At 40.1% G+C, this 16901-nt stretch carries 13 protein-coding genes and 2 pseudogenes; 5 read left to right on the top strand and 10 right to left on the bottom strand.

Going from position 1 to position 16901, the window contains the following annotated elements:
• The first annotated feature begins 53 nt into the window (after positions 1-53).
• On the top strand, positions 54-1016 hold the full coding sequence (locus OCV12_RS20165) for a phage portal protein (RefSeq protein WP_261887053.1): 963 nt from the start codon (positions 54-56) through the stop codon (positions 1014-1016).
• 491 nt (positions 1017-1507) lie between these two features.
• Here OCV12_RS20165 and OCV12_RS20160 read toward each other — a convergent pair whose 3' ends face one another.
• Positions 1508-1909, bottom strand: coding sequence for a hypothetical protein (locus tag OCV12_RS20160; protein ID WP_261887052.1), 402 nt, complete (start codon positions 1907-1909; stop codon positions 1508-1510).
• Between the two features lie 193 nt (positions 1910-2102).
• On the opposite strand from OCV12_RS20160, the gene OCV12_RS20155 reads away from it, so the two are divergent.
• From OCV12_RS20155 to OCV12_RS20145, 3 genes are all read left to right on the top strand, one after another.
• Entirely contained in the window at positions 2103-3326 is a 1224-nt protein-coding gene (locus OCV12_RS20155; protein WP_261887051.1) for a hypothetical protein, read from the top strand.
• Entirely contained in the window at positions 3323-3766 is a 444-nt protein-coding gene (locus OCV12_RS20150; protein ID WP_261887050.1) for a DUF2079 domain-containing protein, read from the top strand. Before OCV12_RS20155 ends, OCV12_RS20150 begins: the two co-directional genes overlap by 4 nt.
• A gap of 112 nt (positions 3767-3878) precedes the next feature.
• The gene (locus tag OCV12_RS20145; protein ID WP_261887049.1) at positions 3879-4130 is read left to right on the top strand and encodes an ogr/Delta-like zinc finger family protein; all 252 of its coding nucleotides are present in this window, start codon (positions 3879-3881) and stop codon (positions 4128-4130) included.
• Here the strand turns inward: OCV12_RS20145 and OCV12_RS20140 are convergent.
• The 3 genes and pseudogenes from OCV12_RS20140 to OCV12_RS20130 form a co-directional block, all read right to left on the bottom strand.
• Positions 4127-5074: a hypothetical protein gene (locus tag OCV12_RS20140; RefSeq protein WP_261887048.1), complete on the bottom strand. Its 948-nt coding sequence runs from the start codon at positions 5072-5074 to the stop codon at positions 4127-4129. The two genes, OCV12_RS20145 and OCV12_RS20140, sit on opposite strands and share 4 nt — an antisense overlap.
• 82 nt (positions 5075-5156) lie before the next feature.
• Complete coding sequence (locus OCV12_RS20135; protein ID WP_261887047.1) at positions 5157-5381, bottom strand: hypothetical protein; 225 nt, start codon at positions 5379-5381, stop codon at positions 5157-5159.
• Positions 5382-5492: 111 nt separating this feature from the next.
• Positions 5493-6326: pseudogene (locus tag OCV12_RS20130) on the bottom strand (replication endonuclease); the annotation flags it as partial.
• Between the two features lie 2 nt (positions 6327-6328).
• Between OCV12_RS20130 and OCV12_RS20125 the strand changes: the two are divergent.
• Positions 6329-6565, top strand: a pseudogene (locus OCV12_RS20125) (tyrosine-type recombinase/integrase); the annotation flags it as partial.
• Between the two features lie 226 nt (positions 6566-6791).
• Here OCV12_RS20125 and OCV12_RS20120 read toward each other — a convergent pair.
• The 6 genes from OCV12_RS20120 to OCV12_RS20095 form a co-directional block, all read right to left on the bottom strand.
• Entirely contained in the window at positions 6792-7328 is a 537-nt protein-coding gene (locus OCV12_RS20120) for a HEPN domain-containing protein (RefSeq protein ID WP_261887046.1), read from the bottom strand.
• A 161-nt stretch (positions 7329-7489) separates the two neighbouring features.
• Positions 7490-9037, bottom strand: coding sequence for a VWA domain-containing protein (locus tag OCV12_RS20115; RefSeq protein WP_261887045.1), 1548 nt, complete (start codon positions 9035-9037; stop codon positions 7490-7492).
• Positions 9030-10547 carry an AAA family ATPase gene (locus OCV12_RS20110; RefSeq protein ID WP_261887044.1) on the bottom strand — a complete coding sequence of 506 codons (1518 nt, stop codon included), beginning with the start codon at positions 10545-10547 and terminating at the stop codon, positions 9030-9032. The genes OCV12_RS20115 and OCV12_RS20110 overlap by 8 nt, the downstream gene beginning before the upstream one ends.
• Positions 10548-10981: 434 nt before the next feature.
• Positions 10982-13540, bottom strand: coding sequence for a nuclease domain-containing protein (locus tag OCV12_RS20105; RefSeq protein ID WP_261887043.1), 2559 nt, complete (start codon positions 13538-13540; stop codon positions 10982-10984).
• Positions 13541-13542: 2 nt separating this feature from the next.
• Positions 13543-15735: an McrB family protein gene (locus tag OCV12_RS20100; RefSeq protein ID WP_261887042.1), complete on the bottom strand. Its 2193-nt coding sequence runs from the start codon at positions 15733-15735 to the stop codon at positions 13543-13545.
• 43 nt (positions 15736-15778) lie between these two features.
• Positions 15779-16816, bottom strand: coding sequence for a hypothetical protein (locus OCV12_RS20095; protein ID WP_261887041.1), 1038 nt, complete (start codon positions 16814-16816; stop codon positions 15779-15781).
• Between the last annotated feature and the right edge of the window lie 85 nt (positions 16817-16901).

Here is a 16901-nt window from a genome sequence, read left to right as displayed (position 1 = left end):
CTGAACAGACAACAGAAATAATCACGAAAGAATCCGCTAATGGTGAAAGCTTGATGTTTAGCTTTGGTGAGCCAGAAATCATGGACCGTGATTGCACCAACTATGAATACAACGAGCTTTACTACAACGAAGACGGAAACTACTGGGAACCGCCACTCGATAGAGCAGGCTTAAATAAACTGACTCGGGCTAACGCTTATCACGGTTCTATCTTAATGGCTCGCCGTAACATGATTGCGGGCCGTTACACCCAAGGTGGAATGCAGAAGCAGCAAATGCAATCAGCCGTACATGACTCGTTAGAATTTCGTGACACTGCCCTGCTTAAGCTTCGTAACTACTTTGGTAAAGTCATTGGGCTATGGCCTATCCCTACTATGTATTTACGTAAACGTAAATACGGTGACTTTGCTTTCCTAGAACGGAATGACAAGCAAAAGAGTTACAAGAAAGAAGACGTTATATTCATCAAACAATACGACCCAGTTCAGCAAGTCTACGGAGGACCGGATTACCTTGGTTGTGTTCAGTCCGCTTTGCTTAGCCAAGACTCCACCACGTTCCGGCGCCGTTACTATAAGAACAGTTTGCACATGGGATTTATCTTCTATGCGACTGACCCAAACTTGAGTAAAGACTATGAGGAAGATCTAAAGCAGAAGATGGCTTCAAGCCGTGGTGTGGGGAACTTCCGCTCGATGTTCATCAACATTCCAAACGGCAATGAGAAAGGGATTCAGTTGATGCCCGTTGGCGACATTGCAACAAAAGATGAGTACGAGAAAATTAAGAACGTCACCGCACAAGAGGTGATCACTGGTCATCGCTTCCCTGTCGAACTGGCCGCAATTATTCCAAACGGTGGTACTCGTGGTGACCCGATTAAATTTGATTACGTTTACTGTAAAAACGAAGTGATACCCGCTTGCGAAATGTTCATGGATGCAGTTAACAGCGACCCAGAAGTACCCAAACACCTCCATTTAACCTTCAATTTAGACAATGTCGCGGCCTAAGTAATAGGATATTTTTTGCAATTGCGTTTTTCATTGTAATTTTCGCTCAGCCTTTTCTCCATAAGGGCTGAGAAACAACTCAAATGATCGTCACAAAACACAAACGATCATTAAAAAACCGACCTAAAACACCAAAACCATTGCATTTCAAACACTTAACACAACCAACCAGATCAACACTGATCGTCATAATTTCAATTCCTTGCAATTTTTTGCACTCTTCGCAATTTTGTTAGGCGCTCTGTAAGCTATTTGGAGCGCTGCTAACTTGCAGCAAGCCCCGTTGTTCCTAAAGGGCTAGCGGCTTGTTAGCCTTCCATAGCAGCGACAGAATTTCACTGAAATAGAATTGCGAAAAAATGAGATCGAAAACGCTTCAGGTGGTGAGGAGGAGTGCGTTTTCCGTGGGCTAGTTGTGTTTTAGGTGAAGCTGTGTGACAGGAGTAAAAAAGCCACCTTAAGCGGTGGCCAAACTTGATACTAAGTGAATTTTACTTTCTATATTTTTTGTACAATGAATCAATAGAGTATTCAAACAATTCTTTGATATGGTGTTTAGCCTCTGATATCGAAACAAGCTTAAAATCTACCGAAACAGATTTACGACCAAAGATTCCAATAAAGCCAGGATTAGAAACGACTTCCAAACCCAACAAGCCTCTGTCATTTTCGACTGGTGAAAATTGATATGATGCATACTTGCCATCCATGTCGCCTAAGATGAAATAGAAACCGCCGCCTTCACCTAGCTCTTCAAACAATTCCAATTCTTTTGCCCAAGGGTAGGTGTCGATAGTTTCACAAGCTTCACGATGAAATTTTAGATCACTTTCATGATTCACAAGTTCAGTACCGCCTTCTCTATACTGATAAAAAACTTTAATTTGACTCATTAGATCAACCTTATTCGACTAGACAAAGAAATTCCGCTTTTTGAATATATAATTATTCTCTCTATCATCTGTACGCGAGAGGTGTGAGGTTCTGCACACCCGCAATAATTTAGTAAAAATCACTATTCATTTAGTCTGATTTTCTTTCTGTTTCTCTTAGAATTCCTAGCAGATAAAATTAGGTGACCGAACAATGAGTGATAAGAAAAGTATTTTCCCAGAAGGCTCAATGGCCCACGAAGCAGAGCTAAATAATACATCAGTACTTAATTCTAATGCTGATGAAAACACATTTTTCCCAAAGACTTCTATGGCTTACCAGAACGAAGTCAAAGCATCTCGTATTACACCAGGGATGGGGCAAGGCTTTTTACCACCCTTAAAAAAATCTGGGTACATGCAAGCAGCAGCACAACAAAATGCGCCGACTCAAACTGCAAACATTGCCCCTGAAAATATGTATTGGCCTCCTTATAATTTTATTGAGGGGGAATACATCAATACGAAGGTACTACCTGATGACGCGCTAAGGACGCAATTACAAAATAATCACACTGAAGTTATGCTTTTAACTTTAGAAGAGGCGTTTAGAGTCCTACAAAGTTGGGGTTGGATGGATACTAAAGATACTTGGAAGTCCATGACAACCTCAACTGGCAGTCAAGTTATGATTAATTACGGGGTCAATGGTAAAGATGTTGTATCGACTTCAATGGTTATTGCCCAATTTAACCTCCATGGCCTAAGAGCAACAAAACTTGGATTAAAAGCCACTTTTGGTATGAAAATGGCTACTGAATTGAACAAAATTGGCAATGAAATGATCAAACTAACTGGTCATTCAGGCTTAAGGCGTATTTTAACAGCATCATACTACAGACTCGATAATCCAAAGATTGTACAGCTAGGTATTGGCAAGTATGGCTTATCCCACTCTATAAAATCTGGAACCGTTCTAACTATTTATGTCGCTGCTGGATATCGGATATTAGACTACGCACTTAATGATGAAGTGTTTTTGACTGACCTCATCGGTTCTCTGGCGACAGATTTAGTTAAAATAGGAATATCTTCGATTGTCTCTGCTGCATTTGGTGCTACAGCAATGGCTCTAACATCTTTCGTTGCAGCACATTTAGTAGTAGTAGTAGCTGCAGGATTATTAACGTCAATGGTATTAAATGAATTGGATAACCACTATGGCATTACTGCTAAAGTGATAGAATTACTAGAAAAAGCACAACAAGAAGCTGTTGAGAAAGGGAAAGAGCTACAAAAAGACGCCTATAATAGCTTCTTAGATCTTGCCGAAATGCTTGTAGAAGGGGCTCTGGAAACAGGAAAAGAAGTAGTCGAGGCAGAAATCCGACACTTTATAAAAACATCACTAAATGAATTAATTTTGAAACCATTATGAAGCTAAAACCTGCATTAGAAAAAATCAAAAGAATATACAAGATAGCTGCAGGTACACTGCTTTTTGCTATTATGACAACCGCTTCATTTTATATGGGATGGAACAATATCATTGAATTAAGGCAACCTATTGGTGATGTTGAGGTATATTCTCGATTTGACCTCGCAGTTATTCCTATGGGCGTAATGATGCTAATAATGCTCATCTTGGGTATATGCTATGTGATAACAGAAGAGCGGTGGGAAGATAGGTACAGTGCAAGATTGCCGCTTTCTAGTTTAGGGTTTGCTGCTTTAGCTATTCTATTAACACTTGCCACACCTTATATTTATGAGTCGAGATATAAAGAGGCAGGGCTACAAGAATGTACCGGAACTCCAGTAGGATACATGCCATTCTTTGGTAAAAAGTTCGCGATTACCCCCTCTCTATGCAGGTAATAACTATTGTTTTCAAGCTATCCTAAGGTTTGTTTAAGTGGCTAAAACTGTATAAATCCGCACCATAATTTAGTACAATGAGCCTATCATTTCGATAGATTCACGGTGTCATATGAGAGTTGTTTGTCCAGAGTGTGGCGAGAAAGCCCGCATACAAAAATCAAACCGTATTTCAGCGGGTTATAGCGATTTATATTGTAGTTGTAGTGACCCCGAATGCGGCCATTCTTTCGTGATGAACCTAACCTTCAGCCATACTCTTAGCCCTTCGGCCAAAACGACTTCTCAGTTAGCTTTTGAAATGGTTAGAGCTCTCCCTCCCGAGCAACAGAAAGAATTAAAACAACAATTATCTATAATTTAATCTAGATACTGTGGCCTTTTACAAATACCTTCCTGGAACGTCATCTTACCATCAACAAGCTCTGCAACAGACATTTGCCCTGTAGGGAATACTCGAATCGACTTTGTTTCACCTGTAACATTTTCACATCTTTCAGATCCAACGTTGTACGCTGAAAACACTAAGATATTGTCACTATTTCCTACGTACTGAGCACTACCAAAGTTATGATAAAACAGGCTTGGTACTAGCAAAGCCATTAAGTACAGCGCGGAACATAACACCCCCGTATGAACAAACTTTTTAGTCGCAACGCTTTCACCATGTTTTATATCATCCGTTTTCGTGGAGTAATTTACCATAATAAAGAAGCGAGCCATGAATAGAATTACTGTCAGAAAGTTAAATAGTAATATTAGGAGCGCTAACATCATGCCCCATATTAGCGGTAACAAATAAATTGCAATAAGTGTCCTTGTATTACCAAAGAGACTCGCATCAAATGAGGTACTCCGCTCAATCACTTGATCTGCTACCAAGGATGCAGAAAACATCGCAAACATTGCTAGAGCTCCTCCAAACCATTTAAAGAAGCCCTTATTATTCTGGATAATAGGCCATAGCCTATAATTTATAATGCAAATGGCAGTTACGCTTGGAAACATAAACATTTGACTTATAGCCAAAAGGTTTTTCACATCAACATCGAAAACCCCGCTGGCTAGTATAATCGTAACATTCAAAATGACTGAGATATAAAGCCAGCTCATCATATTCTCTGCCAGAGAACGATTAGGTATTTCGGATATCAATCTTACTGTTTTTGATATCTTTTCGATTAATTTTGTTCGATTATCTACACTTTTATAGTGCTCAACAGTACCCAACACGATTGGCAGCAAAACAAAAATTATAAATATTACGAACATAACAACCCCAATCAATTGCTCAACCTTATCATTCATAAATCGCGCCCACTAGGAATGAAACCGTACAAATTCTGTAGACTCGCAGGCAAAAACACTTTTCTTTTGAATTTCAAAAAGTTTACGATATGTCAAACTTAGTAGAGCCCACACCATCAGCCATTTCAATTAGCTGCTTCATTGCGGCTAACTTTTCAGGCTTCAACTCCTCTTTTGGGTCTGCAACCAATAAACCCATCAAATAAATACCTACATTCGCTCTGCTTTCACCTTCAGTGCTGAGTGCTAATGCATCTATAATGAACTCCATCGCTTGTAAAAATATGTCCTGTTGTTTTAATGACATAACTCTACTCCAAACCAAAAGACTGAATAAATACACAGTGCTTTTATAAATATTCATACAGTGTTTTTATAAAGCGAGATTCATCCCTCATTCTGATTACTAATTTGAACCTTATATCAACGGCCACTCGTCGGCTTCAGGAAAGAACGACAAATTAGGCTGTTCATATTCATAGTCGTCATCTTCTCCGGTTAGAGGTTCAGGCGGTTTAACCTCGAATTCATCTAACCAGCTTAAATCTGGCTTGGGTTGATACTCTTCAACAAGCTGGGCAGGGCGAACCATACCGCATGGCAGGTGCTCCGCTGGGCGGATTCTTATACTCGTTTCATCATCTATTCGAATTGAGCTGCCTTGTTGCAGCGCGATTAGAGCTGAACCATCAATGTTTGGCGGTAACCCACCACCTACTGAGTAAGGTTCCAATAGTCGCTTAAGCTGATCGCTGACCTGTACTTTCTGCGGTAGCGTACAGTTGTTGACAGAACTCTGAGAGGAATCGGAGATTCCAGAAAGAGCAAGATCAAAAGCCCCCGCTTCAGCTTCATCGCTCTTTTCTGTTTTTGTCACTATCTGCTAGGTCTTAAGACGTGTCTTAACCAACTCACCTGCAACAACAAAACCTTCTGTCTTGCGAATGTCTTCGCCATGCGGAGAAGCAAACTGCAGCACTTCATAAGAGTTCGTGATCAGCAAATCCTCACGCTTAACGAACGGGCCACCCCGCCCCATGATATAGCCTTGCCAGTTGCCATGGTCGGCCGCTTTCATTGTTCCTGCGACATTCACTTGGTCAGTATCAGCCCTCGCCTCATAGTTCTCAGTAATCACAGCCAATAATTCAGCATTCGTCATGACATGCGCAGGTTTAAAGGGACCAACCAAACGGTACATCGACATGAGGTAAATAGAAACCAACTCTTCACGTTATTGCTTGAAAACGAATTGCAGGGTTCGACATGCATGTTTTGCGTCATTCGTTCGCAAGTCACTTCATGATGAATGGCGGCAATATTTTCGTGCTAAGGGACATTCTAGGCCACGCAGATATAAGCATGGCAATGCGCTATGCCCACTTCGCACCTGATCACCTATCTGTAGCAATACTCCATAATCCTCTATCAAACCTGTCGCTACTTGCCAAATTTCAGGTAAAAAAAGAGCCGCTAAAAAGCGGCTCTTGATTTTTAAACTATTGTTGAAACAACCATAAATTGATAACAATGAATCCATTAAAGTCATAGACTTAATCGAAAAACAACCATATCTTGATATCGCATAAAGCAACCATAAGTTGATATTTTTGTGGAACGAGGATTTCAGCGAAACTACAGCGGTAAGAAAGTTACTTTCAGTTAGCTAGTAAGATTCATCAAAAGAACCATCTCAAGCTTAGAAAACATCTAATCATTACAGTCCAGATAACCTTGTATCAGTCACGTTCACCAACTCTCTAAAGAATCGGATGCACTTGTCCAGTTCATCGCGCTTGACAATATGCGCTTCGGTTCTATCGGTTTGAGCGCGATGAACAGCCTCACCTCGTTTTTTTAACCATTTATTGAGTTGTGTTCTAGCTTCATCAGCGGTTTGAAAATTATTCCAAACCCAAGCTTCGGTCACATCAATACCGAAGAACTCAGCAAAAAGTGCTTTGGTCTTCTTTGACCCAGGATTGTTAAAGTACTTAAGATGCTCATCCAGTCGGTTCTCAACAATTCTTCCAAGTTGTGAGCCTATAACGACACCATATTTCGCATCAACAAGCTCTTTTGCTATGTCTTCTACATAGGTTTCCCAAGCAGTAAGAGTCATTATCAGAGTTGCTCTCTTAAGTACCTCTGGAGGTTGGGAGTTGGAGTTACATCCGTTTAACTGATCGTAACACTCTAGTAATTGCTCTGCGTCTGAGATCGCGTACTCAAAATTGGCTTTCGCTTCTGACATCCTTGGTCCTAGTTATCATGACTATATGCATAAGGTGAAATTTACCATATTTAGGATTCACCCAATGATAACTAAGTTCAATAAAGTTGAATTACTTCAATAAGCTAGTGACTGTTAGCTACGAATCTTGCTGGGAGTAGATTCGCAAAGCTACAAAGCGTCTAACGTCTTAAGTCAGTCCACTCTGAAAAGTAATGAATGGGTTCACAAATTTTGTTCATTGATGCGTAGTGAGAGTTACCTATTTGAATACCGTGAACCTGTAACCCATGATTTTTCCTTCGGTTGCTAATTTTTCTACTTAATCCCGAAGACACTGGAAATTCGCCATCACTCACTAGCAAGATATCTGCTTTATGCCACTCTTCCGAATCACATTTTTCTAGAGCTTTGTTAAGTGGCCCTTCAGCATCAGTACCACCACTAAAAGACATGGTCAAAAAGTTAAGTAAGACATTAAAGCCTGAAGCATCCAATGTTAAGTCAAGCTCACTGACTTCTCCCTTGCTACCAAACAAATAAACGTAACAGCGACGCTTTTCCTTGTATGCGACCTTTAGACATTCCAAAACACTGGCTTTGGCAATATTTTCTGGCAACCCAGCCATAGAGCCCGATGTATCCAAGCAGATCACCATCGGACCTCGGTTCTTATTACTTTTCTTGCTCTGCTTTTCACTTATACTCTCTTGTTCTATTAACTCTTCTGTTTCTGGGATCTCAGTCCCTTCCACTGAGTAAGAAAGTAAAGCATGCTCAGCTCGCTTAGCGTGCCAGAGTTTTTTGAGTACCGGATTGGTTAACAGTGAAGCTTCTTGGGGCAACATTCTAGAGATCGAATCTGAGCGAGTAAGGCCTTTAGTCTCCATTGGAACAAGAGGTGTCGTTACATACTTTTCATGTCTGGAAGTGCCACTCATTTTGATTACTATTTCTTCAAGGACTGAGCCTTCTGCTTGCTCATCACGCCCTAAGTCTCGAATCAGGTTTTGCAACTTGGGAAGTTTTTTAACAAGCTTGTTTAACCGAACAATATCGAGCCAGCCATGGCTTTGGAAGACGCCTTTTGATAAGTCAAAGCCTAAACCTGTAATCAGTCCAAGTTCAGTAAATACCTCTTCTAATTGAGTCCATACCACTAGCCTTTCTTGCCATACATCAGGCAAGATACCAACACCATCCTGTTCAGAGAGTAATTGCTGCCAGATTTCCTCTGAGGCATTTTCGGCAATTTTTGTTTGCTGAGCATTAGTTAGAGAAATAGGTTTAGTTTGTTTGCGCTTGTTCTTTTTCTTCTCTAAAGCTTGCTTGATTTGATTTAACGCTTCATCTTCCAACTTCTTAATCCGGTCAGTCACCAAAGGTGATGCTTGAGATTGAAGCTTATCTATCGTAGTAAGAATGTCGGTTAGCAAGGCATCTGTGACCTCTTCATTCTGTGCACAATAGTGGCTTAATCCGGTATCTTCTAACGCTTTACAAATCGCCTTTGTTAGTGGTTGAGAAGCCAACGGAAACAAGCTCGCCGGACTTTCTCCTAATAGCAGCTGATTCCTAAAGTTGATTAGAGACTCACAACGTTCGGTTAAACTACCAGTAGACCCGGTAATAGCTGCCGGAAGGAACTTCTCCGGCACATTATCGAGGCATGTAAATTGACTATCCAAGTTGAATAACGGAGATTGAACCTGATATGACTCGCTAATCACACAATTCTCCTTCAATTACGTCACTATTACTTGGTTCTAGAGCTAAAGTTGGGGATTTTTCTAGAGGTAGATTTTTGAAACCTGACTCAAGCGAAGCAACCCTGTTGAGTAATTTGTCGCCCTTTTTTATAGAAGCTTGCAGAGCATTAGTAACTTCAGATAATAAATCCTTCTCTAGCCAAAGGTGATTATCAAAGTAGCCTGAAACTTCTGATAGTTCTTTGTTTACGTGATTATAATGGGTTTCTACACTACTTCTTAGACTTTGGATCTCTCTAACTCGACCTTCAATATGAGCTTTGGAAAATGACCTGTTTAGAGATACAGGAGAATTCTTTACATCGTCCAATAAAGGCTTACATTTCCGTCCGTAGCGTTGAGCGGAAGTGGTTTCCTCTTTATACGTATCATCCCAGTAGAGTAAATTTCCACGAGAATCCTTCTTCTGGTACTTACTCATTTTATCTGTTGTTTCATGTCCATCTAGATCCGTGAACAAAAGGCGACCTTTAGAATCTTGTTTATGAGTAAGTTGGTCTTCCTTAAGTTTTGTTTCCCACGCTTTGATAACCTGCATCAAACGCGATGACGGAGTTTTTCCGTCGACTGTCACCAATCGCTTGTAGAGCTCTTGTAGGCCTTCAAATTGCACTGGTTGCTCCCATAAACAATGCGGCAAAATCCAAGTGTCGTAAATACTGGTTTCAGTGAAGCCTGATGTGAAAGCAGACACCTTCATTAACTTCACCAATTTTCGCCAACGGCGATCAGATACGTAAATATCTTGTGCCGCTAAGTAACTACGAAACTCTTTACATGCTTCTCTCGTTGCTACAGTTAACTCAACTTTCTCAGCTAAGCGCTGCACCTCATTTAGATCTTCAATCTTCAAACGGACATTGAGGTCTGGGTCGAACCCCTCTAGCGATCCGTTGAGTAATTCATCAAATGACTCTGTGGATACAGGCGACACATAAGAACGCAAAACAAATCTATCGTATAAAGCGCTGAGCTCCTCACCTTCCGGTAGCTCATTACTTGCTGCTACAACAGAGATTAAAGGAACATTGACTCTTCGATTCCCGTTATCAAACTGGCGTTCATTCAACAAAGTTAGAAGACTGTTTAAGATTGCACTGTTTGCTTTAAAGATTTCATCGATAAACGCCACCGATGCTTCAGGCAAATATCCACTGGTAAGCCTGTTGTAACGATCCTCTTCCAACGCTTTGATCGAAAGAGGGCCAAACAGCTCTTCTGGAACAGAAAAACGTGTCACCAATCGTTCAAAGTAATTAGCCTCAACGAAGACATTTTTCAATCGCTTTGCCAATTCACTTTTAGCTGTTCCTGGAGGCCCAACAAGTAATACATGTTCACCAGAAAGTGCTGCTAACATCATTAATCGGACTTGGTGCTCTCTTTCCAATAATCCACCGCTCATCTGAACCATTAGGGTTTGGAGCTTGTCTTTTCTGTTCATCGTCGTTGTACATACTGTCGTTGTCACAATAAGTTCCTTTTTCGTTATTCTGAAAATCGAGACATGTTTATAAGCACAATTGCCCTCGTGGTCGAAATGGTATTCAACATAAGAGTTAGGCTATGTTGTTATTTTATATAGTCATTTCCCTTTATTATGACATTTCCACTTTTCCCTTTGGGTGATATGCATCAGTATTTATAAATTTAAATATCTCTATTGATACAACAAATACTTAGATCTAATGAAAAGGGATATTATAAGCCGTACAGATATGAGCATAACGATACGCTATGTAGACTTCGTACCTGATTATCTGTCTAAAGCGATTCCCAATAGCCGTATTTAGAGCATGAATCTATTGCCTTTATCGCCACTTGCTAAATTTCAGACAAAAAAAGAGCCGCTGGAAAGCGGCTCTTTAGTTTCAAATATTGGCCAATCTTTCAAAAGACGACTTCTTAAACCGGAGACTCACATTGTGGGCATTTTATATTAGTCGGCTGCATTGGCATTGTGGAATGATACGTCCAATACTCGCCATTCTTAATCAGTCTATGGTTGCAGCTATGACAATGGTTGTAGACGGTAAACAGTTCACATTCATTGCATTGGTACCACAATTTCTTAGAATTTCTTTGGTTATGTAGGACTAATCGTAGGGAGCTAGATCCACAACCGATGCAAAAGTTATGGCTCTCCACATCATCACTCTGATGAAGTTTTGATGGCTCATACTGTAACAGCATTCCAATCAACCTCTGCATTTCGTCACTGTACTGATGTGATAATAGAGGATTTAAACAAACGGCCCCATATTGGTGTGGAGGGTTTCGGCTGTCCCAATCAAACAACCTTAGCTCACCCAGATAGGTGATTGCACCCCACTCTTGTGGTGACATAGGGCCACCCGCATCTTCTAAAGCATGAGCTTCTGGATGCAACACATAAACAGCATTTTTGCTATTCTCAGAATAGTCTTTTTTTATTGCGAGTTCTTCAAGAACGCCATTTAGGCCCCCTCGGCCACGCATGAACGCTCTAGAATAAAATTTCGCATCCAGTACTACTCTTTTTTTCAGCTTAGCCCCTTCTTTAGTTTCAAACGTCATATCAAGAACAAAATCAGGAGTCTTACCGTTGCTCAACCTTGGTTCATAACTCAACGATATTTCTCGTTTCGAACTATGATTAAAAAAGTAAATCACATCATCAGAATATTTGTTTTCTAATATTCTCAGTAACTTACGCTTCCACCCATCTTCAACCTGAAATCTAAAACTATGGATAAAAGATTTGATTAGCTGAAGAAGGCACCAACGTTCATACAAGAGAGGAATATTAACCAAACCAATGCTATCAACTTTCTCCAAGGACATTAATATATCCTCGTCTGTTAAACCGATCTGCTCTTTTAATTTCTTGTACCCACCATGTACCGCCTGATAACTAGGATTTTGAACAAACGTCATTGAGTTCGGAAACGAACTCTTAGGGTAAACTCCTAGTGCTTTAATCTGCTTGATTAACTCTCGTAGTTGTTTTTCTTTAGGAGTAAGAAATTCATAAACTTGCGAAATACTTTGTAGTTGATTACTAAAAAAAACTTGTCGGTTTCTGATAGAAACTCGTTCTTTCTCTTGTTCTTTCAACTCTTCATTAGATAATTTTCGCTTCCACCCGTTACTCTTAAGCTCAATGGCTTGTTGCTTGATCTTTTCAATGTCAGCGATTTTTTTAGAAGACGGTAAAACCTTAATCTTACTAATATAGATTGGTTTGAACACTACTGTCTGGCCATTTTTATACCAGCTTGTAGTCATTTCTGCAGAAAGTAGATACTCGGAATTCGGCTCAAATAGAGGAAAATATTTATCATTAAGATTCAAAATCATCGAGCTGGAATTACCTAGATTCAGCCACTCTCCATTTTCATCGTACTTAATTTTACAGAAATAACCATCGTTGTTATTGGTTGCTTTTTGGACTTTTAAGAAGCCCGTTGAGCCTGCCCCTGAAGAGGAATATTGTTCAAGTTTCTCCAGATATTTAGCTTTGTCTAAGTTGATTTTTTCTACGTTCACGCTTTCAAGGGCAACCTTATAATCCTTTACCACCAAATCACGGTTTACTTCTTTATAGTTTTTCAAACTATCAGCACGCTGTTGTAGCTTCTCCAAATTGTTTGATAACCGCTCTGTCTTGCTTCGAGATACGCGACATAACTGCGACACAATACGCTGAGTTGCCATTAGCACATACAGTACATAGCAATTTTCTGCGACGTTAAAGTTTGCCTTGACCCCTCGGCTAGTTAGTTGCCTGCTTTCACCCTTAGTTGCTATCTCCATGAAAGTACGAGGTACAGGTTTCACCGCTTTTCGTGGTTTGAGCGTTTGTATTTCCCTCAGTTCTGACTTTGGTTTTTTCAAAACATGACGCCCTGCACTCAATATTGAGTCGACTAGCTTTAGTGCCGTTTCATCAACACTCCCTGCTATTCCTTTTTTTGCTTCGGCGTGAATGTAACTACGTTCATCTAAAATTAGCTCCCACATACCCGATTTGAAATCAATAAGATATTTGTCCAAATCATCTTTGGATGCATCGCTTAACGTAACGTGTAATTTTAAGTTTTGCTTACCAATACGGAAACTAATAGCACCCGCGGTTCGATGAGTATTGTTACGCCATTCTTTATAATGAGAGTTCCACTCGCCTGGCTCTACCCACCATATTTTTCCAGTATTAGGATCTTCGATTTTTTTGAGTGGAACTATAGTTCCGCCAGGTAAGACAATTACTGGAGATAGGTGGGTTTTCCTATCTGTATAGGAAATAGCTATTTGGGAACGCTTAAGGCCCTCTATATTCGGGTAGATAGTGGTAAACGCTTCAAACTGATCTTTAGAGACTTCGTTGAGAGATAAATGATACTGAGACTCGACAAGTTCAAGTAGAGTGAATTTGTCGTGCCAAGAAGTCTCAATATGCTTAATTATAAAATTGGCGTTGCTCATTACTACGCCCAATAGTTAACAACATCATCGTTGGCTTTTGCAGTGTCTATTATTTCTTTAATAGCTTCTGTAACCGAAAACTCTTCCGTGACGACTAAACCATGTAACTGTTCTTCAATTTGCGTTAAGAACACTCGCTCAATATGAGTAAGCTTATCTGTATTTCCCATCGGTTTAGAACCGTCAAACGTAAATTTTGGCAACACCTTGTGGAGAAGAAAGTTATTAAGTGCGAGCAAATCGTTAGGATTTACTTCTCGATAAAGCGCAATGTAGTTCAAACCTTGTCTGATCGTGCGCATTCCGAATTCAACTCCCAATGGGTGAAAATGCTCTCTGTTGAAATCAGTAAATTGTCTACAAAAATCATCAGAAGGTGAGAAGTTGGGGTATTGTTCACGAACACCTAATTCGTCAATCGATAAGCATACCGACTTGCTCACATCATCCAGGTTATAATTCTCTATCTCTTGTTCAATAGCATTCCAATCAGTTAAAAGTGGACTTTTGAATTTCATGATGTGTGCACGATCGAGAATTTTGGGTGACAAGTAATGCGTAGTTTCATCAATATTTATAGCACCGACAATTCGAACATTACTCGGAATAGCGATCGTTGATGGAGTACCTAGAACACCTGACAACATTCTTCTTACATCGCCATGGTATTTAATAAGGGAATCTTTATCACTGAAACCAAATGCGCGTTTCATTTCTGCATTGATTTCATCATCCTGCATCAGCGCAACAAAATCTACGATACCGTTCTTATTGTACTTTTCTTTCGCTCCACTAATGATCGAAACCACACCTCGCAACTCAGAAAGTACATGAGCTGCTTCATCATCGGAATAAAGTTGGATCTCAGGTTGCTGTTTTCGCTCTTCTAGTTTCGAGAGAAAATCTGCGAAGTAGTATTCGACACGCGCCAAGTTCATCTCATCAAGGCAGATAAAATATGGAACCGTTGGGTTTTGGTTTGCTTCTAACAACGCTTCTAAGAAAGGGGTGGCTAAATACTTCTTCTCTAACGGGTTGTAATAGCCTAATAAGTCTTCACTACTCGTCCAGTTTGGTTTCACTGGAATTATTTTAGCTACCCCGCCAACAGCTTGGGCAAATGATTGAACAAGGCTCGTTTTCCCTGACCCAGAATCTCCCGCTAGGATAACCAGATCGTTAGTGCGGATAAGAGTTAAATAGTTTTCGACAATGTGACGGGAGTAATACTGCCCTTGTTCTTTTAAGTATGCCTGTAGATAAGAGGTTAGCTTTGAGTAATCAGAACCAAAATCATCCACAAAGCTTAAGCCTGAGCTATGCTCACTGTTATCGGGCTTACTGCCTGATAGCTCGGCATAAACATCCTCATCAATAAACTCAAAGTCTCTTAGAAAACTTGCCTTTTCTTCAACGTATTGTTTTAGTAGTTCTATTTTCTTGCTCATTTCGTCTTCGATCTGCTGTTGTTTTTCTATGATTAAGTTGAGTGTTGATTTTTCTTGCTCGATATTAGCCTTGACTGTGTACTGCAATTTTTCGAGATCTTTCAGTTTATCCAGCAGAGAGGCTCTCTTAGCGTTCAGACCTTCGACCTTACTATTGATCTCATTAAATTGAGTATCTAAGACTTTTTGCCTCTCTGAGTATGTAACATTGAGCCTTTTTAACTTGGCCTCAGCCTTCTCTTCATCAGCTGCAGTCTTGCTTTCCAAATTTGATAAGAAATGTCGATAGACGTTCTCAGATACAAGAGTAGTCAAATCTGATTGCGTAATATTGTCAGTACTGAACTTGGGTAGCTCAGTAAGAACCTCAACGCTAGAGGGTAAAAGCGATACCAAGAAAGGATTATCTTTATTCTTGCGATTGTTGACCGATGCTAACTTAAGCTCTCCCTTAACTAGAGCAGACTCCTTGCCATTCAATAAGGCTTCAGCTGTTGCTGGGTGGAGGAATACTCCCGCCTGCAAATCATTGTTGTTCGGTAGTGGATATTCGATGGGCTCACCAGTATCGATGAGTTTTGCTTGCTTTAAAGAAAACCAAGTTCTAGCGGCATTACCCTCTAAGCTCCCCCATACTTGGATAGTCTCATTTTGGACCTTCCAAACGTCATATAGGCATTTGTATAAGTCGTTATCATCGAGTTGCTTAGCGTAATTCTTATCATAAAGAAGCTTGTTATCATCCACTACTTATCTACCCTAAACCTTAAAACACATATGAATACATTCACTATCTGATTCCTAAACGAATTAACAATTCACTTATTAGCTGAGCCAAAGCATCATGGTGCTTCTTTTGTTGGGTTTTCATTGCCCCCCCAAAAAGGTCATTCCAGAAAGATCTATGCTTTCTAAATAGCGCAAGTTCTGCTTGAATTTTAGGAACATACTCAGACATCAGTCTGGCAACGTTAGCTTGCTGTTTCCTAGCTTCACACAATTGAGATGTCGCTTGAATCAATAATGTATTTAGTTTTTCACACTCTTCCGTTAACTCACGCTTTTTTTCTTTTAGGGTATCGACTTTTTTGTAAGCGTTTTTAGTTGAAAAAAATACAATTGGAGCAGCGACAATTCCTCCAAGAACCCAAAAACCACCAGCCATGCCCGCACCACCAGTCGCAATTGAGCCACCACCAAACCAAGCCAAAGTTGCATTAGTAGCAGCAACGCCGGATAGAGAAGAAATAGCTGTTCCGGTTGATGCTGAACCAACTAATGAAACAAGCCCCCACGCACCCAGCGCAGTGGAACCTCCAACTAAACCACCAAACCCGGTGTTCAAACTCGTATTAAATCCGCAATGAAACTTATCCAATTGACTTAGCGAATATCTGATTTCTGACTTACTAGCAACCTTTTTTGCTTTCAAAATTCTACTTGCAGGCTTCAGTAGCTTATTAAGGTCTGTTAACTGCTCGCCTATTGCGGATAAGCTTTCATTTGTATCTCGCTCAATTGATTCAGTCTTTTTACGGGCAGGTTCATATACCGCACTGTAAATATCAGCGTAATGTTTATTATGCATCTCCAGCATATATGAACCACCAAGCGAGACAATACCGCCTATGATTTTGCTGGTGTTTCGGATAATCCCTCGCTTGCTTTCAGTTGATTCATAAAAATCCACTTCTTCGAATACATTTTCTAATGAAGAGAACGAATTATTAACAATATCTTTTAGTGATTTAGAATTGCAATCGGTGACTTGTTGATAGGCTAGAATCGAGTTGCCAGTATTACGGTACGCTTGGATAAAAGAGGACACTTAATATACTCATAGTGAACTTGGATAAATAAAGAGCAAATGAACAAATTCTTTTGCTCACTCTCTTTCTTAAAGCAGGGAAGAG

Source organism: Vibrio pomeroyi (assembly GCF_024347595.1).
Classification (GTDB): Bacteria; Pseudomonadota; Gammaproteobacteria; order Enterobacterales; family Vibrionaceae; genus Vibrio; species Vibrio pomeroyi.
This window is presented reverse-complemented; position numbering and strand designations above follow the sequence as displayed.

Coding starts and splice junctions, on each gene's coding strand:
- OCV12_RS20165 (WP_261887053.1), top strand. CDS start 54: ATGTTTAGCTTTGGTGAGCCAGAAATCATGGACCGTGATTGCACCAAC.
- OCV12_RS20160 (WP_261887052.1), bottom strand. CDS start 1,909: ATGAGTCAAATTAAAGTTTTTTATCAGTATAGAGAAGGCGGTACTGAA.
- OCV12_RS20155 (WP_261887051.1), top strand. CDS start 2,103: ATGAGTGATAAGAAAAGTATTTTCCCAGAAGGCTCAATGGCCCACGAA.
- OCV12_RS20150 (WP_261887050.1), top strand. CDS start 3,323: ATGAAGCTAAAACCTGCATTAGAAAAAATCAAAAGAATATACAAGATA.
- OCV12_RS20145 (WP_261887049.1), top strand. CDS start 3,879: ATGAGAGTTGTTTGTCCAGAGTGTGGCGAGAAAGCCCGCATACAAAAA.
- OCV12_RS20140 (WP_261887048.1), bottom strand. CDS start 5,074: ATGAATGATAAGGTTGAGCAATTGATTGGGGTTGTTATGTTCGTAATA.
- OCV12_RS20135 (WP_261887047.1), bottom strand. CDS start 5,381: ATGTCATTAAAACAACAGGACATATTTTTACAAGCGATGGAGTTCATT.
- OCV12_RS20120 (WP_261887046.1), bottom strand. CDS start 7,328: ATGTCAGAAGCGAAAGCCAATTTTGAGTACGCGATCTCAGACGCAGAG.
- OCV12_RS20105 (WP_261887043.1), bottom strand. CDS start 13,540: ATGAGCAACGCCAATTTTATAATTAAGCATATTGAGACTTCTTGGCAC.